This is a genomic window from Oceanisphaera marina, assembly GCF_014643915.1.
In the GTDB taxonomy this organism is placed as follows: domain Bacteria; phylum Pseudomonadota; class Gammaproteobacteria; order Enterobacterales; family Aeromonadaceae; genus Oceanimonas; species Oceanimonas marina.
This window is the reverse complement of the sequence record NZ_BMKE01000005.1, coordinates 123655-148027: the sequence shown is the minus strand read 5'-3', so window position 1 is coordinate 148027 and position 24373 is coordinate 123655. Positions and strand designations below refer to the sequence as shown.

The 24373-nt window shown below is 54.6% G+C and carries 24 protein-coding genes; 21 read left to right on the top strand and 3 right to left on the bottom strand.

Annotation, left to right across the window (positions count from 1 at the left end):
• Window positions 1–145 precede the first annotated feature (145 nt).
• The 4 genes from apbC (at window position 146) to IEW52_RS04815 (ending at window position 4433) form a co-directional block, all read left to right on the top strand.
• The gene (gene apbC / locus IEW52_RS04830; RefSeq protein ID WP_188628932.1) at window positions 146–1219 is read left to right on the top strand and encodes an iron-sulfur cluster carrier protein ApbC; all 1074 of its coding nucleotides are present in this window, start codon (window positions 146–148) and stop codon (window positions 1217–1219) included.
• A 98-nt stretch (window positions 1220–1317) separates the two neighbouring features.
• The gene (gene dcd, locus IEW52_RS04825; protein ID WP_188628931.1) at window positions 1318–1899 is read left to right on the top strand and encodes a dCTP deaminase; all 582 of its coding nucleotides are present in this window, start codon (window positions 1318–1320) and stop codon (window positions 1897–1899) included.
• 28 nt (window positions 1900–1927) lie between these two features.
• Window positions 1928–3871 (top strand): AsmA family protein, encoded by a 1944-nt coding sequence (locus IEW52_RS04820; RefSeq protein WP_188628930.1) that lies wholly within the window; start codon window positions 1928–1930, stop codon window positions 3869–3871.
• A gap of 88 nt (window positions 3872–3959) precedes the next feature.
• Window positions 3960–4433 (top strand): low molecular weight protein-tyrosine-phosphatase, encoded by a 474-nt coding sequence (locus IEW52_RS04815; protein WP_188628929.1) that lies wholly within the window; start codon window positions 3960–3962, stop codon window positions 4431–4433.
• Between the two features lie 229 nt (window positions 4434–4662).
• On the opposite strand, the gene rne is transcribed toward IEW52_RS04815, so the two are convergent.
• Complete coding sequence (gene rne, locus IEW52_RS04810) at window positions 4663–8031, bottom strand: ribonuclease E (protein ID WP_188628928.1); 3369 nt, start codon at window positions 8029–8031, stop codon at window positions 4663–4665.
• Window positions 8032–8363: 332 nt separating this feature from the next.
• On the opposite strand from rne, the gene rluC reads away from it, so the two are divergent.
• Window positions 8364–9317: a 23S rRNA pseudouridine(955/2504/2580) synthase RluC gene (gene rluC, locus IEW52_RS04805; protein ID WP_188628927.1), complete on the top strand. Its 954-nt coding sequence runs from the start codon at window positions 8364–8366 to the stop codon at window positions 9315–9317.
• The gene (locus IEW52_RS04800) at window positions 9314–9955 is read left to right on the top strand and encodes an HAD family hydrolase (RefSeq protein WP_188628926.1); all 642 of its coding nucleotides are present in this window, start codon (window positions 9314–9316) and stop codon (window positions 9953–9955) included. The genes rluC and IEW52_RS04800 overlap by 4 nt, the downstream gene beginning before the upstream one ends.
• 18 nt (window positions 9956–9973) lie before the next feature.
• Here the strand turns inward: IEW52_RS04800 and IEW52_RS04795 are convergent, their stop codons facing one another.
• Entirely contained in the window at window positions 9974–10552 is a 579-nt protein-coding gene (locus IEW52_RS04795; protein ID WP_188628925.1) for a Maf family protein, read from the bottom strand.
• A 153-nt stretch (window positions 10553–10705) separates the two neighbouring features.
• Between IEW52_RS04795 and yceD the strand changes: the two genes are divergently transcribed.
• From yceD to IEW52_RS04720, 15 genes are all read left to right on the top strand, one after another.
• Window positions 10706–11227: a 23S rRNA accumulation protein YceD gene (gene yceD, locus IEW52_RS04790; RefSeq protein WP_188628924.1), complete on the top strand. Its 522-nt coding sequence runs from the start codon at window positions 10706–10708 to the stop codon at window positions 11225–11227.
• 21 nt (window positions 11228–11248) lie between these two features.
• Window positions 11249–11419 (top strand): 50S ribosomal protein L32, encoded by a 171-nt coding sequence (gene rpmF / locus IEW52_RS04785; RefSeq protein ID WP_188628923.1) that lies wholly within the window; start codon window positions 11249–11251, stop codon window positions 11417–11419.
• A 9-nt stretch (window positions 11420–11428) separates the two neighbouring features.
• Window positions 11429–12439 (top strand): phosphate acyltransferase PlsX, encoded by a 1011-nt coding sequence (gene plsX / locus IEW52_RS04780; RefSeq protein WP_188628922.1) that lies wholly within the window; start codon window positions 11429–11431, stop codon window positions 12437–12439.
• A gap of 5 nt (window positions 12440–12444) precedes the next feature.
• Window positions 12445–13404 (top strand): beta-ketoacyl-ACP synthase III, encoded by a 960-nt coding sequence (locus IEW52_RS04775; RefSeq protein WP_188628921.1) that lies wholly within the window; start codon window positions 12445–12447, stop codon window positions 13402–13404.
• 12 nt (window positions 13405–13416) lie between these two features.
• Entirely contained in the window at window positions 13417–14352 is a 936-nt protein-coding gene (gene fabD, locus IEW52_RS04770; protein ID WP_188628920.1) for an ACP S-malonyltransferase, read from the top strand.
• A gap of 141 nt (window positions 14353–14493) precedes the next feature.
• Window positions 14494–15228: a 3-oxoacyl-ACP reductase FabG gene (gene fabG / locus IEW52_RS04765; RefSeq protein WP_188628919.1), complete on the top strand. Its 735-nt coding sequence runs from the start codon at window positions 14494–14496 to the stop codon at window positions 15226–15228.
• A gap of 158 nt (window positions 15229–15386) precedes the next feature.
• Window positions 15387–15623, top strand: a complete 237-nt coding sequence (acpP, locus tag IEW52_RS04760; protein ID WP_086963052.1) for an acyl carrier protein — start codon at window positions 15387–15389, stop codon at window positions 15621–15623.
• Between the two features lie 74 nt (window positions 15624–15697).
• On the top strand, window positions 15698–16939 hold the full coding sequence (gene fabF, locus IEW52_RS04755) for a beta-ketoacyl-ACP synthase II (RefSeq protein WP_188628918.1): 1242 nt from the start codon (window positions 15698–15700) through the stop codon (window positions 16937–16939).
• A gap of 57 nt (window positions 16940–16996) precedes the next feature.
• Window positions 16997–17827 carry an aminodeoxychorismate lyase gene (gene pabC, locus IEW52_RS04750; protein ID WP_229667792.1) on the top strand — a complete coding sequence of 277 codons (831 nt, stop codon included), beginning with the start codon at window positions 16997–16999 and terminating at the stop codon, window positions 17825–17827.
• A complete protein-coding gene (gene mltG / locus IEW52_RS04745; protein ID WP_188628917.1) occupies window positions 17811–18821 on the top strand; it encodes an endolytic transglycosylase MltG in 1011 nt (336 codons plus the stop codon). The genes pabC and mltG overlap by 17 nt, the downstream gene beginning before the upstream one ends.
• 3 nt (window positions 18822–18824) lie before the next feature.
• Entirely contained in the window at window positions 18825–19448 is a 624-nt protein-coding gene (gene tmk, locus IEW52_RS04740) for a dTMP kinase (RefSeq protein ID WP_188628916.1), read from the top strand.
• Complete coding sequence (holB, locus tag IEW52_RS04735) at window positions 19433–20434, top strand: DNA polymerase III subunit delta' (RefSeq protein WP_188628915.1); 1002 nt, start codon at window positions 19433–19435, stop codon at window positions 20432–20434. The genes tmk and holB overlap by 16 nt, the downstream gene beginning before the upstream one ends.
• Before the next feature lie 89 nt (window positions 20435–20523).
• Window positions 20524–21327 (top strand): TatD family hydrolase, encoded by an 804-nt coding sequence (locus IEW52_RS04730; RefSeq protein ID WP_188628914.1) that lies wholly within the window; start codon window positions 20524–20526, stop codon window positions 21325–21327.
• A 202-nt stretch (window positions 21328–21529) separates the two neighbouring features.
• Window positions 21530–21943: an NfeD family protein gene (locus IEW52_RS04725; RefSeq protein WP_188628913.1), complete on the top strand. Its 414-nt coding sequence runs from the start codon at window positions 21530–21532 to the stop codon at window positions 21941–21943.
• A gap of 12 nt (window positions 21944–21955) precedes the next feature.
• Window positions 21956–22909, top strand: coding sequence for an SPFH domain-containing protein (locus IEW52_RS04720; RefSeq protein WP_188628912.1), 954 nt, complete (start codon window positions 21956–21958; stop codon window positions 22907–22909).
• A 94-nt stretch (window positions 22910–23003) separates the two neighbouring features.
• Here IEW52_RS04720 and IEW52_RS04715 read toward each other — a convergent pair whose 3' ends face one another.
• A complete protein-coding gene (locus tag IEW52_RS04715) occupies window positions 23004–24194 on the bottom strand; it encodes a Bcr/CflA family multidrug efflux MFS transporter (protein ID WP_188628911.1) in 1191 nt (396 codons plus the stop codon).
• Between the last annotated feature and the right edge of the window lie 179 nt (window positions 24195–24373).

The window sequence follows — 24373 nt, the reverse complement described above, 5'->3', positions numbered from 1 at the left end:
TTCCCGGCTAAAGCGGGCAAGTCCGAGCATTACCTGACTAAAACGCGCTCGCCCCAGAGTTTGTGTGGCTCGGCATGCCGGCAACGTTTCGCCGATGCCGGCTTTTTGATAGAGTGCGGGGTAGATCCATCATTGGGTAATACAGATGAATAATGAACAGATAATGGCGGTACTGCGCCAGTTTGTACCGGCACACTGGGCTCAGGATCCGGTGAGTGCCGGTTTTGTTCGCGACCTTGCGCTGACCGCGGAACAACTGATCATCAAGTTGGTGCTGCCGTTTGTTGATTACGGGCTTGAGTCCGACTTGCGCCAGCTGGATGCCAGATTGTGTCAGGTTAGCGGTGCCAAGGCCGTAAAATGGCAGTTTGGCCAAGACATCGCCACCCTTTCTCATGCCAGCAATGCTCAGGATGTGCCCGGCGTGCGCAATATTATTGCCGTGTCGTCGGGTAAAGGGGGCGTGGGCAAGTCGACCACGGCGGTTAATCTGGCGTTGGCTCTGCGTCAACTGGGAGCCCGGGTCGGTATTCTGGATGCAGACGTGTACGGCCCTTCCATTCCCATGATGCTGGGCGTCACCCAGGCCACACCGGCCAGTGACGACGGCAAAACCATGTCGCCGGTGGCCGCTCACGGCATAGTGGCCAACAGCATCGGCTTTTTAGTGGGAGCCGACGACGCTACCGTGTGGCGGGGACCCATGGCCAGCAAGGCGCTGGCGCAAATTCTGCGTGAAACCCGCTGGGGAGAGCTGGATTATCTGGTGGTCGATTTACCGCCCGGTACCGGAGACATTCAAATTACCATGGCGCAACAAGTGCCGACCACGGCGGCGCTGGTGGTGACCACGCCACAAAACGTGGCCCTGGCCGATGCGGTGAAAGGCATCAGCATGTTTCGCAAGGTGAATATCCCTGTGCTGGGCGTGATAGAAAATATGAGCTATCACCAGTGCAGTCAGTGCGGTCATCAAGAGGCCTTGTTTGGCGAAGGCGGCGGCCTGAGAGTGTCACAGCAGCATCAGGTACCGCTGCTTGGTCAGCTCCCGCTGGATGCCACCATAGGTCGACACATGGACAGTGGCAGGCCCACTCTGGTGGCCGAGCCCGAAGGCGACTTGGCGCAACGGTACTTAACCCTGGCCGCGCGCATTGCCTGCGGCTTGTATTTTAGTGGTAACACCATACCTACTCGCCTGTATACTCGGCAGGTTTAATCTCAGCGCTGCGGCAGTTGGTTAGACATCCACTGTCACCCTGGACGGCAAGAGCCGTCGCTGCCGTGGCCGAACTTATATTGAATGAGGAAGTTTCAATGCGTCTTTGTGACCGCGATATTAAGCGTTATCTGGCCGACGGTATTATTCATATCAGCCCAGAGCCGGACCCCGAGCGGATAAGTGGCGTGAGCATTGATGTACTGCTGGGCAACGAGTTTCGGGTTTTTCAGGCTCATACTGCTCCTTATATCGATTTGAGTGGTCCCAAGGCCGAAGTGTCCGATGCCATCGATCGCGTGATGAGTGACGAAATATTCATTAAAGATGGCGATGCCTTCTTTTTGCATCCCGGTGAGCTGGCGCTGGCGGTAACACTTGAATCTATTACCCTGCCGGATAACATTGTCGGCTGGCTGGATGGACGCTCTTCCCTGGCCCGCCTTGGTTTAATGGTGCACGCCACGGCACACCGTATCGATCCGGGCTGGTCTGGGCGTATCGTGCTGGAGTTTTATAACGGCGGTAAATTGCCCCTGGCACTGCGCCCGCGCATGGTGATTGGTGCGCTGAACTTTGAAACCATGTCCGGCCCGGCGGAGCGTCCTTACATGAGCCGCGCCAATGCCAAATACAAAGCACAGCAAGGGGCGGATGCCAGCCGTATCAACCAAGACTAAAAATAATAGCAACACGGGATAAACACGCATGAAGAAGCTGCTTTACGGTATTGGATTTCTGGTAGTGCTGATAGTGCTGGCGCTGGTCATTCTGACCCAGGTAATAGATGCCGACAGAGTTAAACGAGTATTAATAGAACAGACCCAGGAAAAAACCGGCCGCACCCTGGTGATCAATGGCGACTTAAGCTGGCATTTCTTTCCTTCCATCGGTTTTACCGTGACGGACACGGCATTACTCAATCCACCGGGGTTTGCCGTGGGCAACACCTTGTCGGTGGGAGAAATCAGCCTGGATGTCGCGCTGAAACCCTTGTTTGACAACCGCCTGGAGATTGGCGAAGCGGTATTGGGCAAGGCGCGTCTGCACTTGATTACCCGCGCCGACGGCATGACCAACATCGACGATTTACGCGCCTTGTCTGCAGAGAAAGACCCAGCGGCCAGCGTGGATGACGGCGCAACAGAGCAGGCCGAGACAACGGAGCCCCATACCCCGTGGAGTATCAGTTTGGCGGGAGTTCGGGTAGTAGATGCCGAAGTGATCATGCAAAACGATGCCAGTGGCAAGCTGACGCGCCTGAATCGCGTTAACTTTACCCTGGACGATTTTGCGCCGGATCAGGTAGTGCCTTTGAGCCTGTCGGGTAATCTGTTTACCGACGATATTCAGGCCAATATCAGCGCGACAGGCCAATTTTGGCTGGCGCCCACGCTGGATCACTTGAGGTTAAACGAGCTGGAGTTAACCTCGGGTGCAACCGGCCGTGCCATTCCGGGTAACAAGCAACTGAAGCTGCAGGGGAATCTGGCCTATGATCTGGAACAGAAACTGGCCGAATTCACCAATGTGACGCTGGAACTGGGGAAACTGGACGTGACCGGTGAGCTGTCGGTGCGCCATCAGGCGGTGCCTGAGCTGAGGTTCAATCTGCATACCGACCTGCTCGACATTGATGCTTTGCAAGCCGAGTGGCGGGCTGCGCCAGCCAAGGTTGACAGTCAACAGCAAGAGCAGCCTGCAGCCTCCAATGGTACCGTTCCCGCGACCCTGTCAGCCGCTGTACCTTCTGCAGAGCCTAATGTATCCCTGTTGCAAAACATAAAGATAGAGGGCCAACTTGCCGCAGACAAAGTGCGGGCAAGCGGTATCGAGATGGAACAGCTCGATATCCATATTCAGAACGACCAGGGAAAAATTGTACTCGATTCGGTGCAGGCACAATTGTACGAAGGCACACTCGATGCCAAAGGAGAGCTGGATGTAACAAAACATCCAGCGCAATTTCGAGTCGAAAAAAAACTGACAGGCGTGAATGCTCATGACCTTTTGAAGGTCGCTGCAGATATCGATTATCTTGAAGGACGCGCAGATTTAACATTTAACCTGACCGGCACCGGTTTAACGGCTGACGCCATCAAACAAAGCGTGCAGGGAGAGGCGGCTCTCAAGGTCGCCGATGGGGCCTTGAATGGTGTGAATATTGCGGCCCTGATCCGCCGCGCCCATGCCAAGGTGAAAGGGCTGCCATTGCCAGCCGAAGACGAGGTGGAAAAAACCGACTTTAGTGCTCTGGATGCCGATTTTGCCATCGCCAAGGGCAAGGTCAGTACCAATAACCTGCACATGGCATCACCTTTGCTGCGTATCGACGGCGAGGGCGAAACCAACTTGCTGGATGAGTCACTGGATGTGCTGTTGAATACCGCGATTGTGGGGAGTCTGAAAGGCCAGGATGGCGAAGAGCTCAGCGAGCTTAAGAACATAACATTACCGGTTCGCATCAGTGGCACCTATCAGGATCCCAAGTACAGTCTGGATCTGCAGCAGATATTCGATGTGTATTTGCGTGATAAGGCCGAAAAAGAAGCCGAGCGGGTCAAGCGCAAGCTTAACGAAAAGCTCGGTGAGAAATTGGGTGACAAGCTGGGTGATAAATTACCGGGTTTATTGGACAAGCTGGGGCTGTAAACGAACACTAGAGAATAAGAGGCCGCTTACAGCGGCCATTTTTTTGCCTGAACAGCACTGATAACTGAAACAAGAGCAAGGAGACTTTATGAAGACGACACAGCCACTCAAGGTGTTAATGGTATGCCTGGGCAATATTTGCCGCTCGCCGACGGCAGAAGCCGTACTGCGGGCTCGGGCCCGACAAGCCGGTGTGACGCTGGAAGTGGATTCTGCGGGCACTTATGGTGGCCATGCGGGCGCAACGCCCGATGCGCGTTCACGTGCGGCAGGGGAGCGCCGAGGGTATAATTTTAGTGGTATTCAGGCCCGTCAGGTAAAGGTTGAAGACTTTGCGAAATTTGACCTTGTGCTGGCGGCAGACCGGAATAATCTGGCCGATTTGCAGGTACTGTGTCCGGATGAATACCAACATAAGGTCAAGCTGTTACTGAGTTTTAGTGATACAGGTGAACAAGAAGTGCCAGATCCTTACTATGGTGGAGATCAAGGTTTTGAACATGTGCTGGATCTTGTCGAGTCTGCTTGTGATGGGATTCTGCTTTCCCTTGAAACGGTTTAATCATATCCAATAGATTAAATAACTGATCTATTTGGTTACTCTGCAAAGGTCGAATAAAGGGCAGCTCCTCCGACACGCTGTGTTACCTCTGGCGCTCCGGCCCAATACCTGATCAGATCTTTAATGTAATTGGTATCACTCTATCCTTTCAGATCCAAGGTTCAGATCCTGCTGAACACCCAATAAAAAGGCTCCCAGAGGGAGCCTTTTTTAGTGCCGTGATAGCAGATTAATGACTGCCGGGTTTGGTCATGGGTGCCGACGCTGTGTTTTTAGCTGCGGTACTGCCGGCATGACGACCACTGGTGACAGGGGTATCGCGAAGCAGAGGGGGATACTCTGGCTTGACGTAAGGTGCCTGTTCAACCACCTCTGGCTTGACCATGGGTGCCGAAGTCTGCCTGGCGCGCTGGTACAAACCGGACGCCTTCGCTTTTGGCTGAGGCTTGGCCACGGGCTCGGCTTTAGGCGCTACTGTAGGCTCGGGCTCTTGCTCGGCAACAGGCTCGGCTTTAGGCGCTACTGTAGGCTCGGGCTTTTGCTCGGCAACAGGCTCGGCCTTGGGCGCGACTGCAGGCTCGGGCTGTTGCTCGGCAACAGGCTCGGCCTTGGGCGCGACTGCAGGCTCGGGCTTTTGCTCGGCAACAGGCTCGGCCTTGGGCGCGACTGCAGGCTCGGGCTGTTGCTCGGCAACAGGCTCGGCCTTGGGCGCGACTGCAGGCTCGGGCTTTTGCTCGGCAACAGGCTCGGCCTTGGGCGCGACTGCAGGCTCGGGCTTTTGCTCGGCAACAGGCTCGGCCTTGGGGGCGACTGCAGGCTCGGGCTTTTGCTCGGCAACAGGCTCGGCCTTGGGCGCGACTGCAGGCTCGGGCTTTTGCTCGGCAACAGGCTCGGCCTTGGGCGCGACTGCAGGCTCGGGTTGTTGCTCGGCAACAGGCTCGGCCTTGGGCGCGACTGCAGGCTCGGGCTTTTGCTTGGTAACAGGCTCGGCCTTGGGCGCGACTGCAGGCTCGGGTTGTTGCTCGGCAACAGGCTCGGCCTTGGGTGCGACGGCAGGCTCTGGTTGCTGCTTGGCCACGGGCTCTTGTTCTACAACCGGTTCAGCCTTGGGCGCGGGCTTGTGCTGAAGCTCGGCTTTAGGTGTAACCTGAGTTTGAGCCGCTTCAGCTTCTGGCGACGCGACCCACTTGTCTTCACCCTGAGAGGCAATCAATGCCGCTATGCTGTCCTGGCGACGACGACGACGGCTGTCTTCATTAATGCGCTTGCGCTTGGGCATGGCACTACGCTGATGATGAGACGTTTTCTCGTTATCACCCGTCGTTACTTCGGCGGCAGCATCAGGCTTCTGACGCTGTTCGGTCGCGCTCTCTGCCGGTTTGGCATCGTTACCGATACGCACTTGCTTTCGTAACTGACGACGTTGACGGCGTTCGGCGATATTCTGCTCTTTTTGCTCGCTCTGTTGAGCCGCAGGTGTTGCGGACTGAACTGCAGCCTGTTCGGGAACAGACTCTTCAGTGATGCTCGCTGGCTGCTGTGGTTGCTCACGGCGGGGCTTGCGGCGTTCACGACGAGGACGTTCGTTTCTAGCTTCAGTGGTGCCTGTTGCAGCCTGAGACTGAGCTTCCTGAGGAGCGGGAGTCGCTTTGTTACCACGATCTTCGTCACGAGGTTTGCGATTGCCGCGGCGATCATTACGCTCCGAACGCTCATTACCTCGTGCAGAGTCGCGATCTTGCTGGCGATTGTTATTACGACCATTACGATTGCCGTTACGGCTGTTGGGACGGTCATTACCATTATTTCGCTCTTGGCTGCGTGCCGGGCGGGTACCTTGTTCGGCGGCCGGTTGCGGCGTGGTTTGCTGTGGCTCGGGTGAGCCCTTGAACCAGCCAGCCAAAGCGCAGAACACCCGGTTCAACAAGCCAGGCGCATTGTTGTTGTCTGATGCGGTAACCACTGGAGCCGCAGGCTTGGTCTCGGGTGCAACCGGAGCCGGTGTTGGCGCAGTAAAGCCCTGCAGGGCCGGCTGTTCGCTACGAGGCGCAGTCTGGCTACCACGGGGTGTATAAGCCGGTTTTTCTACCGTGGTTTTCAGGTTGAAGCTGGTCACGGCTTCTTCTTCACCACTGCGAACACGTGCCACATCGAAATGGGGCGTTTCAAGTTGTTCGTTGGGGATGATGTAAATATTGACCTTGTAACGCTGCTCCAGTGTGGCAATGGACTTGCGTTTTTCGTTCAGCAGATAGGCGGCAACGTCAACCGGCACCTGACCGTGGATCTGACCGGTGTTGTCTTTAAGGGCTTCTTCTTCTATCAGACGCAAAATAGCCAGGGCCAGCGATTCATTATCGCGAATGGTCCCCTGGCCTAAACAGCGCGGACACACATGGGTGCTGGACTCGCCAAGAGAAGGGCGCAGGCGTTGGCGAGACATTTCCAGCAAGCCAAAACGAGAAATGCGGCCTAGCTGAATACGGGCACGATCCTGGCGTACCGCATCGCGCAGGCGGTTTTCTACCTCGCGCTGGTGACGTACTGGCGTCATATCGATAAAGTCGATGACCACCAAACCGCCCAGGTCACGCAGGCGCAGCTGACGGGCAATTTCTTCGGCGGCTTCCAGGTTGGTTTGTAGCGCGGTTTCTTCAATGTCGCCGCCTTTGGTGGCGCGAGAAGAGTTGATATCGATACTGGTTAATGCTTCGGTTGGGTCGATAACGATGCTGCCGCCCGAGGGCAGGCGCACTTCGCGTTGAAAGGCCGATTCAATCTGGCTTTCAATCTGGTAGTGACTGAACATGGGTACATCGCCTTCGTACAGCTTGACGATCTTGGCTGAATCGGGACGTACCAGTTCGATGTGTTTCTTGGCGCGCTCGAAGACGACCGGGTTATCGATGAGAATTTCGCCTATATCGCGACGCAGATAATCGCGAATGGCTCGTACAATGACGTTACTTTCCTGATGGATCAAGAAGGGAGCGGCACCGCCATCGGCGGCATCCTGAATGGCTGCCCAGTGAGTTTGCAGCACGTGCAAGTCCCACTGCAGCTCTTCTGCCGACTTGCCCACACCCGCGGTGCGCACAATAAGACCCATGCCATCGGACAGGGTCAGCTTGGAAAGGGCCTCTTTCAATTCGGTGCGCTCATCGCCTTCTATGCGACGAGAAATACCGCCAGCGCGGGGGTTGTTGGGCATCAGCACCAGATAAGAGCCGGCCAGACTGATAAAGGTCGTCAGCGCGGCGCCTTTGTTGCCACGCTCTTCTTTATCTATTTGTACTATGACTTCCTGGCCTTCCTTTATGACTTCCTTGATGTTGGGGCGACCTTGGTAGGTGTAGCCGGCAGGAAAGTAGTTACGGGCAATTTCCTTTAATGGCAAAAAACCGTGACGGTCGGCGCCATAATCGACAAAAGCAGCTTCAAGACTCGGTTCTACTCGGGTGATTTTACCTTTGTAGATATTGGCTTTTTTTTGCTCGTAACCCGGGCTTTCAATATCCAGATCGTATAGTTTTTGCCCATCTACCAGGGCAACACGCAACTCTTCTTCTTGAGTTGCGTTGATTAGCATTCTTTTCATTGATGACTCTTTTTATAAAGTTTTTACTGTTTCAACAGTGTTGGTATTTCCCTGGCCCAACCATGTTATTCCGACGGACACCGGCCTCGAGTCTGTTAGCGTAACGAATACAGCCTCCCGGCTGGGTACGCATGAGGCGCTTATTCAGGTGTCTTTCACGTTAAGGGGAGAGCCCAAAGGTCGCGAATAAAACGGATAACCAGGGGTATTCAGGGTGTGCTCCCCGTTCTCGGCAAGCACGAAAAACTCACGTATTATCACACTTTAACTGTAACCTTAGCAAGACGCCTTTTTTGCATCAAATCACACAAGCTAATGGTAGAATACCCGGTATGAAAACAGAACAACAACACAGCGTGCGACTGCTCACCATAGAGGCTGAGTATGAAGGGCAGCGCATTGATAATTATTTAAGAACTCAGCTTAAAGGCGTTCCCAAAAGCCTGATTTATAGAATATTGCGCAAAGGCGAGGTAAGAGTTAACAAAAAGCGCATCAAACCCGAATACAAACTGATTGCCGGCGACATAGTACGGGTGCCCCCGGTGCGGGTAGCCGAACGCGAACAATCGCTGCCGTCTGCCAAGCTGAACCAGGTGCAATCACTTGAAGCGGCCATTGTTTATGAAGACGATGCCTTGCTGGTGATTAACAAACCTGCAGGCATAGCCGTGCATGGCGGCAGCGGCCTGAGCTTTGGGGTGATTGAGGGCTTGCGCGCCCTGCGGCCCACGGCGCGTTTTCTGGAGCTGGTGCATCGTCTGGACAGAGATACGTCGGGTCTGTTGCTGGTGGCAAAAAAACGCAGCATGCTACGCAGCCTGCACGAGCAGTTGCGTGAAAAAACCATGGACAAACATTATCTGGCTCTGGTTAGAGGCCAGTGGCAGCCACATCAAAAAGCCGTTAAGGCACCGTTGAAGAAAAACGAGCTGGCCTCCGGCGAGCGAGTCGTTAGAGTTGATAAAGAAGGCAAGCCGTCGGAAACCCGGTTTCGCATCATTCAGAAGTTTGCTCAGGCCACTCTGGTGGAATGTAGTCCGATTACTGGCCGTACTCACCAGATTCGGGTGCATACCCTGCATGCGGGGCATCCTATTGCTGGTGATAACAAATACGGCGATCAGGGGTTTGATGAGCAAATGCGTGCCCTGGGGCTGAACAGGTTGTTTTTGCATGCCTGCCGGTTGCGCTTTTTTCACCCCGGCCGGGAAGAAAGCATGGTGGTCGAAGCGCCATTAGACCCAGTGCTTAAAAAGTTACTGACCAAAATGGCCCAGTCATGAAGTATTCACTGGTGATTTTTGACTGGGACGGTACCTTGATGGATTCGGTGGCGCGCATTGTGTCCAGCATGCAAGCCGCCGCTCAGGACTGCACCCTGGCTATTCCCACGGCGGAGGCGGTGCGCGATATTATCGGCCTTAGCCTGCACAAGGCGTTTCCCATTTTGTTTGGCGCGCTGAGTGAGCGGGATGAAGAGGCGTTGCTGGCTGCTTACCGCCGGCATTATCTGGAACTCAATAACACGCCGTCGCCATTATTTGCCGGCGCTGCCGACATGATAAAAAGCCTGCACCAGGACGGTTATCAGTTAGCGGTCGCTACGGGCAAGCAGCGGGTGGGGTTGGACCGGGTATTGGCAGACACTCGGCTAGGCGATTATTTTCATGCTCTGCGTGGCGCCGATCAGGCGTTGTCCAAGCCGAACCCGCTAATGCTGGAGCAAATACTGGCCGAGCTGAAGTTAAGCCCGGCCGATGCGGTGATGGTAGGGGACTCAAGCTACGATCTGGCCATGGCCGAAGCCATTGGCATGGATCGCATTGGCGTGACTTATGGGGTACACGACAGTAGCAGGTTATGCCAACATACCCCGAGAGCCCTGATCGATGATATCCGGCACCTGCGTAACTGGCTGTAAAGTAGCACAAGCTGTCAGTTAAGGGATCTGGATTCCACACTGGCCGAGTAGCTCGACCAGGGCTATCAGGGGTAAGCCGACCAGGCTGTTCGGGTCGCGGCCGTCCATACGCTCAAACAGGCTGATCCCCAGACCTTCGCATTTAAAGGCCCCGGCACAGTCCAGTGCAGGTTCCAGTTCGAGGTAGCGCGCAATCTGGGCTTCGCTCAAGGTGCGAAAGACCACCGAAAACGGCTCCACCAAAGTGCGCATCTGGTCGTTGGCGGCATCAAATACGGCCAGCCCGGTATAAAAGGTCAGTCGTTGGCCACTGGCTGCCAGTAACTGAGCCTTGGCGTTGGCCAGGGTGCCGGGTTTGCCGAGAATGGTACCCTGGTTCACACATACCTGGTCTGAACCAATAATCAGCCCATGGGGGTAACGTAGCGCGACGGCGCGGGCTTTTTGCTCGGCCAGGCGTTGCACCAGGTCCGAAGCGGTTTCACCGGGCAGGGCGGTTTCGTCTATCTCAGGACTCATACTGATAAAATTCAGCTTGAGTTTGTGTAATAACTGCTGGCGGTAAGCAGAGGAAGAGGCAAGAATGAGTTGGGCCATGAACACCTTGGCACAGAATGTGGGTAATTCGGCTATTCTAATCTGCACGCTCGGCGGCGTCATCATGGACAAGGGGGGCATCGGTGATTTATTCCGCTGTAAGGTGCATTTCTCTTTGACTCCGATGGCTGCTCCCTATAATATGCGCGCCTTATGGAAAAGGTAAAGTTGCCCAACAAGGTTGATCCCGCTCGCTGCGCGCAAAATCGTCTGCAATATCAAGGCGAGTATGCCGCTGCTCTAATGCCCAGACTTGCGGAATCGACCCAAGGTATCCATGGTGATATCGACGTGTCTCTAGACTTTGGTACAGACGCCCAGGGGCTGCGCCTGATGTCGGGTCATGCCCGAGCTCAGGTGTCGCTTCAGTGCCAAAGATGTAATGAGCTGTTTGATACCACTGTAGAATCCGAATTTACATACACGCCACTGCGTGCAAATGCAGAGGTGCCAGAAGTGCCGGATGACTACGACACTATTGAAGTGGACGAGGTCGGCGAAATCAACTTGGTTGAACTGGTTGAGGATGAACTTATCCTGAGCCTGCCCCAGATACCGACTCATGAAAATGAGCACTGTTCTGAAGGCGCGTTTGATAAAAGTTTTGGTGAGCTGCCTGTCGCGGAAGAGCGTCCGAATCCTTTTGCAATTCTGGAAGAATTAAAACGTAAGTAACTGATTTAGGAGTGAGGTCAAATGGCCGTACAAAAGAGTAAAGTATCACGTTCACGTCGTGGTCAGCGTCGTTCACACGATTCTCTGACTACAGCTGCATTGTCTGTAGACAAGACCACTGGTGAATTGCATCGCCGTCACCACGTGACTGCCGATGGTTTTTACCGTGGTGTTAAGGTTATTGCCAAGTAAGCAATCGCCTTGCCGCAGCTAACCGTTGCGTTAGATATGATGGGGGGCGATTATGGCCCCTCAATTACAGTGCCTGCCGCCGCGCAGGCACTGTTGCTTCTGCCTGAACTGAATTTGCTGTTGTTTGGTCTGGAAGACGAGCTGGCACCTTGGCTAAGCCGTTTTCAATTAGACTGCCACCCCCGTGTGCAAGTGCAATTTTGCAGTCAGCAGGTGGGCAATGATCACAAAGCCGCGTATGCCCTTCGCCATCTAACCGACTCTTCCATGCGCAATGCGCTTGATGCTTTGGCATCAGGGCGTGCCAGCGCCTGCGTCAGTAGCGGTAATACGGGGGCATTGATGGCCATGGCCATCAAGACACTCAGCACGCTGCCTGGTGTAGACAGACCCGCCCTTATTACCCGGTTGCCACAAGTGGGCGGCGGATATGCCTTGCTGCTCGATGTGGGGGCGAATATCAGCTGTAGTGCTCATCATCTGGTGCAGTTTGCCTTGATGGGTGAGCAAGCGGCGCAGCACACGCTGGATATTGCACAGCCTCGTATTGCCTTGCTTAATGTGGGTGCCGAAGCGAGTAAGGGAAATGAGGCGGTTCGTGAAGCAGGATTACGGCTTGCCGAGCTTTCTGGGTTACACTATAGCGGCTATATAGAAGGCAACGAGCTATTTTCGGGACGAGCCGACGTTATCGTCTGTGATGGTTTTGTTGGTAACGTCGCGCTGAAAACCAGCGAAGGAGTCGCAAAACTGCTGCTTGGCCAACGAATAAAAAGTGGTTTTTTAAGCAAAATCCTGACTTTTTGGTTAAAAAAACGGCTATCCCATCTGAACCCCGACCAGTATAACGGTGCAAGTCTGATAGGATTACGCGCCAGTGTGGTTAAAAGCCATGGCAGTGCTGGCTCTCCAGCCTTCTTAAATGCGATCTTGCAGGCGATTTCCGAAATTGAACATGACCTGCCTGCGAGCATCGCGCATCGTTTTGATACTGCCCCACAGGACAGTCACGCAAGATAACGCCTATGAACAGTAAAATATTGGGAACCGGCAGCTACCTGCCACAAGCGGTACGTACCAATGCCGACCTGGAACAAATGGTAGAAACCAGCAACGACTGGATAGTGGATCGTACCGGTATTCGGGAACGACGCATCGCAGGTAACGATGAAACCATCGCCACCATGTCTTATCAGGCGGGCCTGCGCGCACTGGAAGCGGCCAATCTTGACGCTCAGCAACTCGACATGATTGTGCTGGCTACCACCAGTGGCGACAATGCATTTCCTGCCGCCGCGTGCGAAGTGCAGGCCATGCTTGACGTGCCGGGCATCCCGGCCTTCGATCTTTCCGCCGCCTGTGCTGGCTTCAGCTATGCCCTGAGTGTGGCGGATCAATTTATTAAAAGCGGCGCCGCTCGTCACATCCTAGTGATAGGTGCCGATGCACTATCACGCATGTGCGACCCAGAAGACCGCGGCACCGTCATCCTATTTGGTGATGGTGCCGGCGCCGTGGTGCTGGGTGCCAGCGAACAGCCGGGCATTTTGTCGACCCATTTGCACGCAGATGGCCGTTACGGCGACATGCTCAAGTTACCCCATCGTCAGCGCGGTATCAGCGGTGACGAAATGAATGCCTATATGAGCATGAAAGGTAACGATGTTTTCAAGGTTGCGGTATCACGTTTAAGCGAAATTGTGACCCAGACCCTGGAAGCGAACGGAATTGATAAATCCGAACTGGACTGGCTGGTACCGCATCAGGCAAATTACCGTATTATTAATGCCACCGCGCGCAAGCTGAGCATGTCGCTGGACAAAGTGATCCTGACGCTGGACCGACACGGTAATACGTCGGCCGCCAGTGTTCCTATCGCGTTTGACGAAGGGGTGCGGGACGGCCGTATTCAGCGAGGCCATCTGGTGCTGCTTGAAGCCTTTGGCGGTGGTTTTGCCTGGGGTTCAGCCCTAGTGCGTTTTTAAAAAGGACAGACAATGACATTTGCCATTACCTTTCCCGGCCAGGGTTCTCAAACCGTGGGCATGCTGGCCGGCCTGCTGGCCGAGCATGACAGCGTTAAAGAGACCTTTGCCGAAGCGTCCCACGCCCTGGGTTATGACCTGGCCGAATTGGTGGTTAACGGTCCGGCCGAGGATCTCAATCAAACATGGCGCACCCAGCCTGCCTTGCTGACCGCATCGGTCGCTATTTGGCGCCTGTGGCAGCAACAGGGAGGCGCTCAGCCATCCGTAATGGCGGGCCACAGCCTGGGTGAATACTCGGCATTGGTCTGCGCCGGCGTATTGAGCTTGAGCGATGCAGTCAAGCTGGTTGAGCTGCGCGGGCAGTTGATGCAGGAAGCCGTGCCACAAGGCACCGGCGCCATGTCGGCCATTATCGGCCTTGATAATGACACCATCATTGCCAACTGCGTTAAAGCGGAAGAGGGCGAAGTGGTCTCGGCGGTGAACTTCAACTCACCAGGCCAGGTGGTGATTGCCGGTAACAAGGCCGCCGTAGAGCGCGCCAATGTGTTGATGAAAGAAAGTGGCGCCAAACGTGCATTGCCGCTGCCCGTCAGCGTGCCGTCGCACTGCGCCCTGATGCGCTCTGCAGCCGAACAGCTGGAGCAGACCCTGGCAGAGATGACCTTTAATGAGCCAAGTGTGCCGGTCATCAACAATGTGGACGTCAAGCAGGAAACCAGTGCCGCAGCCATTAAGGATGCCCTGGTGCGTCAGCTTTACAGCCCGGTACGCTGGACCGAAACCGTTGAAATCATGGTGGAGCAGGGCGTGACTCTGGCTCTGGAAATGGGGCCTGGTAAAGTGTTATCCGGCCTGGCCAAACGCATCGACAAGCGTGTGGAAGGATTGGCAGTCAATGATGACGCCACCTTGCAGCAGGCGTTGGCAGCGGTTCAGGCGTAATCATTGCATTAATGGGGGCTGGCAGTTGTTGTCGGGCCAACGCACAACACCTGTATGGTGTTGCAACGAGCATAAAATAAATGCCGTTTGCGTACCGGTCTGCTGTATTTGTCAGCCCTTTGTATAATCGAAGGAGTCACTATGAGTTTTTCCGGTAAAGTGGTACTGGTAACGGGTGCCAGCCGAGGTATTGGCCGCGCGACAGCAGAGCTGTTTGCCAGCCGTGGCGCAACCGTTGTGGGTACCGCAACCAGTGAAAAAGGCGCAGAGGCCATTAGCGCGTATTTGGGCGACAATGGCACAGGCCTGGTATTGAATGTGACCGAAGCTGCCTCTTTGGAGCAGCTGCTGGCGACCATTAAAGAGCGTTATGGCGATATTGATATCCTGGTGAACAACGCCGGTATTACCCGCGATAACCTGATGATGCGCATGAAAGAAGATGAGTGGCAGGATATTATCGATACCAACCTCACTTCGGTATTCCGTCTGTCGAAGGCGGTATTGCGTGCCATGATGAAAAAACGTCATGGCCGTATCGTGACCATCGGCTCTGTAGTGGGTACCATGGGTAACGCAGGGCAGGCAAACTACGCCGCTGCCAAGGCCGGTCTCATCGGTTTTAGTAAATCATTGGGCCGCGAAGTAGCCTCTCGCGGCATTACCGTCAATGTAGTGTCACCGGGCTTTATTGAAACCGATATGACACAGGCATTGAATGACGAGCAAAGGGCCGGTATTTTGTCTCAGGTGCCGGCGCAACGTTTGGGTAACCCCAAGGAAATTGCTTCTGCGGTGGCTTTTTTAGCCTCAGAAGAAGCTGCCTATATCACGGGCGAAACGCTGCACGTAAATGGCGGCATGTACATGGTGTGATGAAAATCTCCGCAGTTGCAGACTATTTGGTGGAAAATGCCGCATTATTAGTGCTTTTTCTGGTTAGACCAGCAGTAAATAGTCTTGCAAACCACGGTTATTTTAATACACTACCGCAACGACACGCACTAGCGTATTTCTAAAGGATAATACTGGTCATGAGCAATATTGAAGAACGCGTAAAAAAAATCATCATCGAGCAACTGGGCGTTAAAGAAGAAGAAGTAAAATCTGAAGCTTCTTTCGTTGATGATCTGGGCGCAGATTCCCTGGACACCGTTGAGCTGGTAATGGCTCTGGAAGAAGAATTCGATACTGAAATTCCTGACGAAGAAGCTGAAAAAATCACCACCGTTAAAGCGGCTGTTGATTACATCAACGCAAACCAGGAATAATAAACCTGTGCCGAAGTGGCTGTTCGCCACTTCGGCTCTTTCCCCGTTTTAATCCCCCATTCGGAGACGCTCCTGTGTCCAAACGCAGAGTCGTGGTGACTGGTCTCGGTATGCTCTCTCCTGTCGGTAACACGGTTAATGCCAGTTGGCAGGCCCTGTTGGCAGGCCAAAGTGGCATCAGCAACATAGAGCACTTTGATACTACCGATTACAGCACCAAATTCGCAGGCCTGGTCAAGGACTTCGATCCCGAAGATCATGGTATCGCTAAAAAAGAAGCCCGTAAGATGGACTTGTTCATCCAGTACGGGGTAGCAGCCGGTTTACAGGCTATGGCCGATTCCGGTCTAGAGATTAATGACACTAATGCCGATCGCGTTGGTGTATCTATTGGTTCCGGTATTGGTGGGCTTGGCTTGATTGAGCAAAACCACACCAATCTACTGGCCAGTGGCCCGCGTAAATTAAGCCCGTTTTTTGTGCCTTCCACCATCATCAATATGGTGTCTGGACATTTATCGATTATGAGCGGCTTGCGCGGCCCTAATATTGCAGCCACCACTGCCTGTACCACGGGTACGCACAGCATTGGCCTGGCTGCACGCATGATTGCCTACGGTGACGCCGACGCCATGCTGGCAGGTGGCACCGAAAAAGCCTCTACCACCATGGGTATGGGTGGCTTTGCCGCGGCTCGTGCGCTGTCTACCCGCAACGACGAGCCGCAAAAGGCCAGTCGTCCCTGGGACAAGGACCGTGACGGCTTTGTGCTGGGTGATGGTGCCGGCGTGATGATGCTGGAAGAATATGAGCACGCCAAGGCCCGTGGCGCTACCATTTATGCCGAGCTGGTTGGCTTTGGTATGAGTGGTGATGCGCACCACATGACGGCTCCACCTGCTGACGGCAGTGGGGCTGCCAAGGCGATGGCCAATGCCATTAAAGATGCGGACATCGATCCTGCTGTTATCGGCTATGTGAATGCTCACGGTACATCTACTCCCCTGGGTGATGTGGCCGAACTGCGTGGCCTGAAACTGGTATTCGGGGATCATGCCTACAAAATGATGGTGAGCTCTACCAAATCGATGACCGGTCACCTTTTGGGTGCGGCCGGCGCGATAGAAGCTATTTTCAGCGTCCTCGCGCTGCGTGATCAAATTGCGCCGCCGACCATCAATCTGGATAACCCGGATGAGGAATGCGACCTGGATCTGGTGCCTCATCAAGCGAAAAAAGGTCAATTTGACTATGCCCTGTCCAATTCTTTTGGTTTTGGCGGCACCAATGGCTCATTGATTTTCAAACGCATATAATGGCCGTTGGCCAATCCCGAGCCCGGCCCTAGTGCCGGGCTTTTTTATGGGGATATGATGCAAAACCTTATAATCACTAACCTGATGTCCGATACCCAATTGACCGATGCTCCGGCGTTAACCGCACTGAGCCGCGCCTGGCAGCTGGGCGATGCGCATTTCTCGACATTACATGCGCATCATGGGAACTTGCGCCACTGGCGTTATCACCAGGCGCGTTTAGAGGATGCCTGTCTGCGCTTGCAGATGCCGATGCCGGATTGGCAGGCCGTTAAAACGGCGGCGCAGGAGACCATTGATCCGGATGGCGATCAGGTATTGCGTATTACGCTGGTGCGGGGCAGTGGTGGTCGCGGATACAGCATAACCGGCTGTGGCGACACCACAGTGGTGTTAAACTGTGCGCCGTTTCCTGCTCATTATTATCAATGGCGCAGCCAGGGCATTCCTCTGGGGGTGTGCACCGGACGATTGGGACGCAGTTCCTTGCTGGCGGGCCTGAAAACCGTTAATCGGTTAGAGCAGGTGTTGCTTAAAGCCGAGCTGGATGCCAATAACTGGCCCGAGGCCGTGGTGCTGGATAACGATGGCAAGGTGATCGAAGCGGTGACCGCCAACCTGTTCTGGCGTGAAGGTGAACACATTTACACCCCGGATCTGTCGATGGCGGGGGTATGCGGCACCGTGCGTGCCTGGTGCCGGGATTATTTGGGACCGCGGCTCACCATTACCGACACCAGGCTTGAACGATTGCTTGCGGCTGATGAAATTTGGCTGAGCAATGCATTAATGGGCCTGGTACCGGTGGCGACGATGGGTGAACAGCGTTTTACACGGGACTTTATTATGACAAGGGAATTACAGCAGGCTTATGAAGACTCTTATTAAATGGCTGGCTCGGTTGTTTTTACTGGCGGTGTTGGTCATCGGCGGCATCGCCGTTTATGGTTATCAACAGTGGCAAGCATTAGAGAAAATGACGGTGGCCACCACAGAAGAGCCCCTGTTTGTGGTGGCACGCGGTGAAACGACCTTTCATTTGATTAATCGCCTGACTGATGAACCTGTACCTGCGCTAACGCGCAAGCTGTGGCTGCGCTTTCATCCTGAACTGGCCGCCGTGCGCCAGGGTACCTACAAGTTTGACGCCGATACCCGGCTGCGCTCTGCGCTGATGAGCATGGTCAATGGTGATGTATATCGATTGCAGGTAACGCTGATTGAAGGCCTGCGCCTGAGTGACTGGCAGCAACGACTGGCCGGGGCTGAATATCTGGATGTGACACTTGACGAAAATGCGACCGAGGCGGAGATTGCCAACCAACTGGGGTTAAGCAGTGACAAGCTGGAAGGTCGCCTGTTGCCGGAAACCTACAGCTATACGCCCGGCGATACCGACCTGTCTATCTTGCTGCGGGCTCATGAGGAAATGGAGCGCTTTTTAGAAAAAGCCTGGGCCGAGCGGCGACCCAACCTGCCGATTGCAACGCCCGATGAGGCCTTGATTTTGGCCTCTATTATCGAAAAGGAAACCGGTATTGCCGAAGAGCGTCCGTTGATTGCCTCGGTATTTGTCAATCGGCTGCGAGTCGGCATGCGACTGCAAACCGATCCTACGGTGATTTATGGCATGGGCGAAGACTATGACGGTAACATCCGTAAAAAGGATTTGCAGACTCATACCCCTTACAATACCTACATGATAGATGGCTTGCCCCCGGGCCCCATTGCCATGCCAAGCAAAGAAGCCATTACTGCAGCGCTTCAGCCGGTAGACAGCAATTATTATTATTTCGTGGCCATGGGCGAAGGGCGTCATTATTTCTCCAAATCGCTGCGCGAACATAACAATGCGGTACGCCGCTACATATTGAAAAGGTAAACAATGAGCCAGTTTATTGTGATTGAAGGGCTCGAAGGCGCCGGTAAAAGCACGGTACAAGGTCATGTGGTCGCCTGGCTTGAAGCCAGGGGACTGTCGGTGATGCGCACCCGGGAGCCGGGCGGTACGCCCCTGGCCGAAAAAATGCGTGGCCTGGTAAAAGAAGTACATGAAGAGCCGCTGACCATGGAAGCCGAGCTGTTGCTGATGTATGCGGCACGGGTGCAATTGGTCAAAAACCGTATTCAACCGGCACTTGCTGCCGATACCTGGGTGGTTGGAGACCGTCACGACTGGTCGTCATTGGCGTATCAGGGCGGTGGCCGGGGTATTGATATTGCACTGATCAGGCAAATCAAGCAGGCGGTATTGGGGGATTTTGCTCCCGATCTGATTTTGTATCTGGACATAGATCCGGCCCAGGGGCTGGAGCGAGCCCGCATTCGGGGGGAGCTGGATCGTATCGAACAGGAGCAGTTGGGCTTTTTTGAACGCACTCGTGCCGGGTATCTACAGCTGGCCCAGAACGACCCCCATTGTGAAGTGATTGATGCCAGCCAGAGCGAGGCCGAGGTAAAGGCGGCGGTATTGGCTTGTTTGGAGCGTCGCTTGTGTACCCTTGGTTAAAGGAGCAGGCACAGCAACTTACCCGGCTTATTGCACAACAGCAATTGGGCCACGCCCTATTGCTGAAGGGCATAGACGGTTTGGGCAAGCGCGAACTGGGCCGGCATCTTGCCCAGGCTTTGTTATGCCAACATACCAATATTGAGGCCGAAGTCGCAACTCTGCAAGCTACTACTGCCATTCCTTGCGGTCATTGTCATGCCTGTCAGTTGGTATTGGCCGGCAACCACTCCGACTTGCATATTATTCGCACCGAGCAACGCAGTATCAGCGTAGATACCATTCGCCAGCTCACTCAGGTATTAAGTGAAAGCGCCCGCTTGGGCCATGGCAAGGTGGCGGTGATCGAGCAGGCCGAAAAAATGACCGAAGCGGCCGCGAATGCCCTGCTGAAAACCTTGGAGGAACCGGCGGGGCAGTCCAGTCTGCTGCTGATAAGCTCTCAACCCGAGCGCTTGTTGCCTACCATTCGCAGTCGCTGTCAACAGTGGCTGTTGCCGGTGCCGGACTCGTCCTTGGTGCTTGGCTGGTTGGAAGAGCAGGGGCTGGCCGCGACGGGCGAGCAGGCAATTTTGAGCGCGCTGAATGTGAATCAGGGCTCGCCGTTGAATACCCGTGACTACTTGACTGCAGGTACCGACCAGCGGCGTCAGCAATTGCTACGGCAGTTTGCCCAGCTAAGGCAACAACCGCAATTGTTAACCGATATACAGGCGGGGTTGCTGGAGCAGGCGGTGCATTTGTTGTGGCTGCAATTGCTGCTGCAAGATGCGCTGCAACTGGCACTGGGCTTGTCGTCCGCCAGCTTGCGCCTGGTGGATAGTGAATCTCTATGCCGCGGTGTGAGCGCGTTAGGTACGGCAAAGCTCACTCAGGCCCTCGGCGAGCTGGTGCAATTGCGCCGTACTTTGCAAACCAGCACCGGTCGGCCGGTCAATGCCGGGCTGCAGCTCACCCAGTGGCTGAACGACTGGTTGATTAATTAATACAAGATGAAGAGTAAAGAGTGAGGTGGAAATACAGCTCCTTGACTCCTCACGCTTCCCCCTTCACGAATGATATAAAGGAGACGGTTTTGCTGGTTGACTCTCATTGCCACCTGGACAAACTCGAATACGGTAAAAAACATGGCGATATGGCCGAGGCGATTCGCAAGGCCGCCAACCGCGGTGTCAATCATATGCTGTGCATCAGTGTGGGTTTATCCACTTTTCCCGACATGCTGGCGGCCATCAAGCCTTTTCCTCAGGTGTTTGCTTCTTGTGGCGTGCATCCGTTGCATCATGATGATGAGCCCAATGATCCTGCGCTGTTGCAGCAGCTGGCGTCCGATCCTGCGGTAGTGGCCATTGGTGAGACCGGGCTGGATTATTTTTATGCCCCCGAATCGGCCGAGTTGCAGCGACGTTCGTTCAAGCAGCATGTAGAAACCGCCGTGGCATTGAACAAGCCGCTGATTATTCATACCCGTAATGCCCAGCAAGATACCCTGGATATTTTACGAGAAGGCGGCGCCAACAAGGTAGGCGGGGTATTGCATTGTTTTACCGAGTCGCTGGAAATGGCCGAAGCCGCCATCGAGCTGGGCTTTTATATTTCTATTTCCGGTATTGTCACCTTCAATAGCGCCTCAGCCCTGCGCGAGGTGGTCAAAGCCTTGCCGCTGGAGCGTTTGCTGGTGGAAACCGATTCCCCCTGGTTGGCTCCGGTGCCGTTTCGCGGTGAAGAAAACGAGCCTGCCTACACTCGCACCGTGGCAGAGTTTATCGCCAAGCTGAAAGGCGTGACGGTAGAAGAAGTCGCCGCCCAAACCACTGCCAATTTCTTCGAATTGTTCAAACTGGCCAAACCCCACCCCTCGGGCAGCGGTAAGCTGTAAGCCCTTCGGGCGCTGTACGCCGTTCGCTATACGCTGTAAGTAAACAATGACGATATCCGTCTTTGGTTGCTTACCTGGTCGTAAAGCGTATGGCGTATGGCTTACCGCTGTCTTTCCCTGTTTCCTTTCTGTTCGTCCCTCCTCTATAGTGGCTATTCAACAACCAAGCTGTTTCAATTGTGTCTTATTCTGGAGGTGAATCTTGCTTGCATGGCATGGGTGGCTGATTGCCGCCTTGTTACTCTTGCTACTCGAGCTGACCGGCACCGGCTTTTTTGCCTTTGCTCTGGGACTGGCGGCGCTGATCACCATGGCGGCAGCCTGGTTTGAGGTTGGGTTGGCGGGGCAATGGTTTATTTTTGCCATCGCCGCCCTGGTACTGGCTCCTTCACTCAAGTATCTGTTTCGTCGTTTTGCACCCTCGCGCCGCACCAGCTCACTGGCCGGTGAAGGACGTAGGCAACAAGGTGAAATCGTGCAGCTGTCTTCAGGCGAATATCGTCTTAAGCTGGAAGGGGATTTGTTTATGGTACGCAGTGCTTCGGGCGCGCCCTTGACGGTAGGCGCTCAGGTCCAAGTGTGTCGATTTGATGGCATTACCGCCATTATTGATTAAAAGGGGAAGGGTATGGATGCAATGTTAGTGATCGCACTGGTGTTTACGCTGCTGATTCTGGTGTTTATCGTTAAGGGACTCATGATAGTGCAACAGTCCGAGGCGGTAGTGATTGAACGGCTGGGCAGTTATAACAAAACATTGACGCCCGGGGTGAACTGGGTGATCCCTTTCATCGACAAACCGCGCTCCATCAAGGTACGTCGCTATCAGGCGATTGGCGGAGAAAATGTGGCCATAGTGCAGGAAGAAACCCGCATCGACCGTCGTGAAACCGTGCTCGACTTTCCCGGCCAGTCGGTCATTACTGCCGATAACGTGAGTGTGACCGTCAACGGTGCGCTGTATTTTCAGGTCATCGATCCCGAGCGTGCCGTGTATCAAACCGAAAACCTGATCCAGGCCATCGAGATACTGGCTAAAACGTCGCTGCGTTCCGAAATGGGTAAAATGGAGCTCGATAAGCTGTTTGAGTCTCGTCAGGAAATTAATGACAAGTTGCAACTGGTAATGGACGAGGCGGGCAACAAGTGGGGCGTCAAGGTCACGCGGGTTGAAATTCAGGATATCTTGATCCCGACCGAGGTAGAGGACGCCATGCGCAAGCAAATGGCAGCAGAGCGTGAACGCAGAGCCCTGGTGCTGCGTGCCAGCGGTGAGCGTGAAGCAGCCATTGCCAAGGCCGAGGGTGAAAAACGCTCCAGTATTCTGGTGGCAGAGGGGAGTAAAGAAGCCGCTATTCTGATGGCCGAAGGCCAACGCAAGGCCATTGACGAGGTGCTGTCGGCAGGAGACGACCGACTGGATCCGCAATTGGTGATCGGCTATTTGCTGGGGCTGGAATACCTGAAGACCCTGCCGGACATCGGCAAAGAGGGCGATCGCATTTTCCTGCCCTTTGAAGCCAGTAGCGTACTGGGTGCCGTCGGCAGCATAGAGGCGCTGTTGAAAGGTCCTGGCAAGTAAAACGGTCAGCTAAAACAAAAACACCGGGTCAATTGACCCGGTGTTTTTGTTAGCTTTCGGTTTTAGTTGTTAGCCAGGCACGGGACGCTCTGTTTCATTCTGCACTTTTCTTATACTCACACAACAAACCGTAGGTGAGTGCCGACAGCAGGGCACAGCCACTCATGGTCAACAGCATATATAACGGCGAGCTGTCGGGTAACATGGCCACAAAGGCACCGGCCAGGGCGGCGATGCCAAAGCGCAGCGTGCCGGCCAGTGACGAGGCGGTGCCCGCCAGATTGGGCAAACTGCTCAGCAAACTGGCCATGCTGTTACTGCCGATGGTGGAAATTACGCCCACATACAGCATGATGGGCGACACCACCGACCAGAGCCCCCACCCCAGCAACGGCCCTATCGGCATCAGTAGTCCCGCCAATAACTGTAAACTCAAGGCCACACGCAACATGGTACGTGAGCCCAGCCGATGTACCCATTTACCATTAAGCGTGGTAAACAGCATCAGGCTGATGACGTTTAGCCCAAACAAATACCCGGTGTGTTGTGCCGACACGCCGTAAAGTTCGATATAAATAAACGACGCCCCGGTTAAAAAGGCAAACATGCCGGCAAAGGAGAAGGCACCACAGAGCATAAAACCCAGCGCTTCTGGAGTAGACAGCAGGCGCAGATAACTGCGGATAATCGACACCAGGTGCAATGGCTGGCGTCGCTCTTGAGGCAGTGTTTCGGGCAATTTGAGACTGCTGAACAGTGCAATTAAAATGGTAAAGCCGGTGAGCACCCAAAAAATGGATCGCCAGCCAAACCAGTGGGCTAGGTGGCCGCCCAGCATGGGAGCCACCAGGGGCGCCAGGGTCATTACCAGGGTGATATAGGCCATGGTGCGGGCAAAGTCTTCCCGGTTGAACAAATCACGCACCAGCGCCTGCACCACGACTGCAGAGGCGGCACCGGCAAAACCCTGTGCGGCGCGCAGCCAGGTCAGACTTTCCACGCTCTCTGCCATGGCACACAACATGGCGGTGATGCCAAACACCAGCATCCCCCCCAGCAACACGGGGCGGCGGCCCTTGGCATCAGACAGGGGGCCAAACAGCAATTGTCCAATGGCAAAGCCACCGGTATAGGCTGCCAGTGTAGCTTGTACACGATGGGAGTTGGTGGCCAATGTCTCGGCAATGGCCGGCATGGCGGGCAAATACATATCGATGGCGAGAGGCGTGAGGGCCGACACGGCGCCCAGCAAGATGATCAGTGGTAAAGTAGCATTGGATGGCATAACGCAGCTGGTTCCTCCAGGATAACAAGGTGGCTCCCAGCCGCTTGTTGTCGGTCAATGGTGATACACAAAAAAAGCCAGGTACGAAATCCGTGTACCTGGCCTAGGGGAATGGCTCATTTGCTGAGCCGTGCGCTAGTGCGAAGGCGCTAAAAAGCGCACTTCACCTATAAACTATC

Coding starts and splice junctions, on each gene's coding strand:
- apbC (WP_188628932.1), top strand. CDS start 146: ATGAATAATGAACAGATAATGGCGGTACTGCGCCAGTTTGTACCGGCA.
- dcd (WP_188628931.1), top strand. CDS start 1,318: ATGCGTCTTTGTGACCGCGATATTAAGCGTTATCTGGCCGACGGTATT.
- IEW52_RS04820 (WP_188628930.1), top strand. CDS start 1,928: ATGAAGAAGCTGCTTTACGGTATTGGATTTCTGGTAGTGCTGATAGTG.
- IEW52_RS04815 (WP_188628929.1), top strand. CDS start 3,960: ATGAAGACGACACAGCCACTCAAGGTGTTAATGGTATGCCTGGGCAAT.
- rne (WP_188628928.1), bottom strand. CDS start 8,031: ATGAAAAGAATGCTAATCAACGCAACTCAAGAAGAAGAGTTGCGTGTT.
- rluC (WP_188628927.1), top strand. CDS start 8,364: ATGAAAACAGAACAACAACACAGCGTGCGACTGCTCACCATAGAGGCT.
- IEW52_RS04800 (WP_188628926.1), top strand. CDS start 9,314: ATGAAGTATTCACTGGTGATTTTTGACTGGGACGGTACCTTGATGGAT.
- IEW52_RS04795 (WP_188628925.1), bottom strand. CDS start 10,552: ATGGCCCAACTCATTCTTGCCTCTTCCTCTGCTTACCGCCAGCAGTTA.
- yceD (WP_188628924.1), top strand. CDS start 10,706: ATGGAAAAGGTAAAGTTGCCCAACAAGGTTGATCCCGCTCGCTGCGCG.
- rpmF (WP_188628923.1), top strand. CDS start 11,249: ATGGCCGTACAAAAGAGTAAAGTATCACGTTCACGTCGTGGTCAGCGT.
- IEW52_RS04775 (WP_188628921.1), top strand. CDS start 12,445: ATGAACAGTAAAATATTGGGAACCGGCAGCTACCTGCCACAAGCGGTA.
- fabD (WP_188628920.1), top strand. CDS start 13,417: ATGACATTTGCCATTACCTTTCCCGGCCAGGGTTCTCAAACCGTGGGC.
- fabG (WP_188628919.1), top strand. CDS start 14,494: ATGAGTTTTTCCGGTAAAGTGGTACTGGTAACGGGTGCCAGCCGAGGT.
- acpP (WP_086963052.1), top strand. CDS start 15,387: ATGAGCAATATTGAAGAACGCGTAAAAAAAATCATCATCGAGCAACTG.
- pabC (WP_229667792.1), top strand. CDS start 16,997: ATGCAAAACCTTATAATCACTAACCTGATGTCCGATACCCAATTGACC.
- mltG (WP_188628917.1), top strand. CDS start 17,811: ATGAAGACTCTTATTAAATGGCTGGCTCGGTTGTTTTTACTGGCGGTG.
- tmk (WP_188628916.1), top strand. CDS start 18,825: ATGAGCCAGTTTATTGTGATTGAAGGGCTCGAAGGCGCCGGTAAAAGC.
- IEW52_RS04720 (WP_188628912.1), top strand. CDS start 21,956: ATGGATGCAATGTTAGTGATCGCACTGGTGTTTACGCTGCTGATTCTG.
- IEW52_RS04715 (WP_188628911.1), bottom strand. CDS start 24,194: ATGCCATCCAATGCTACTTTACCACTGATCATCTTGCTGGGCGCCGTG.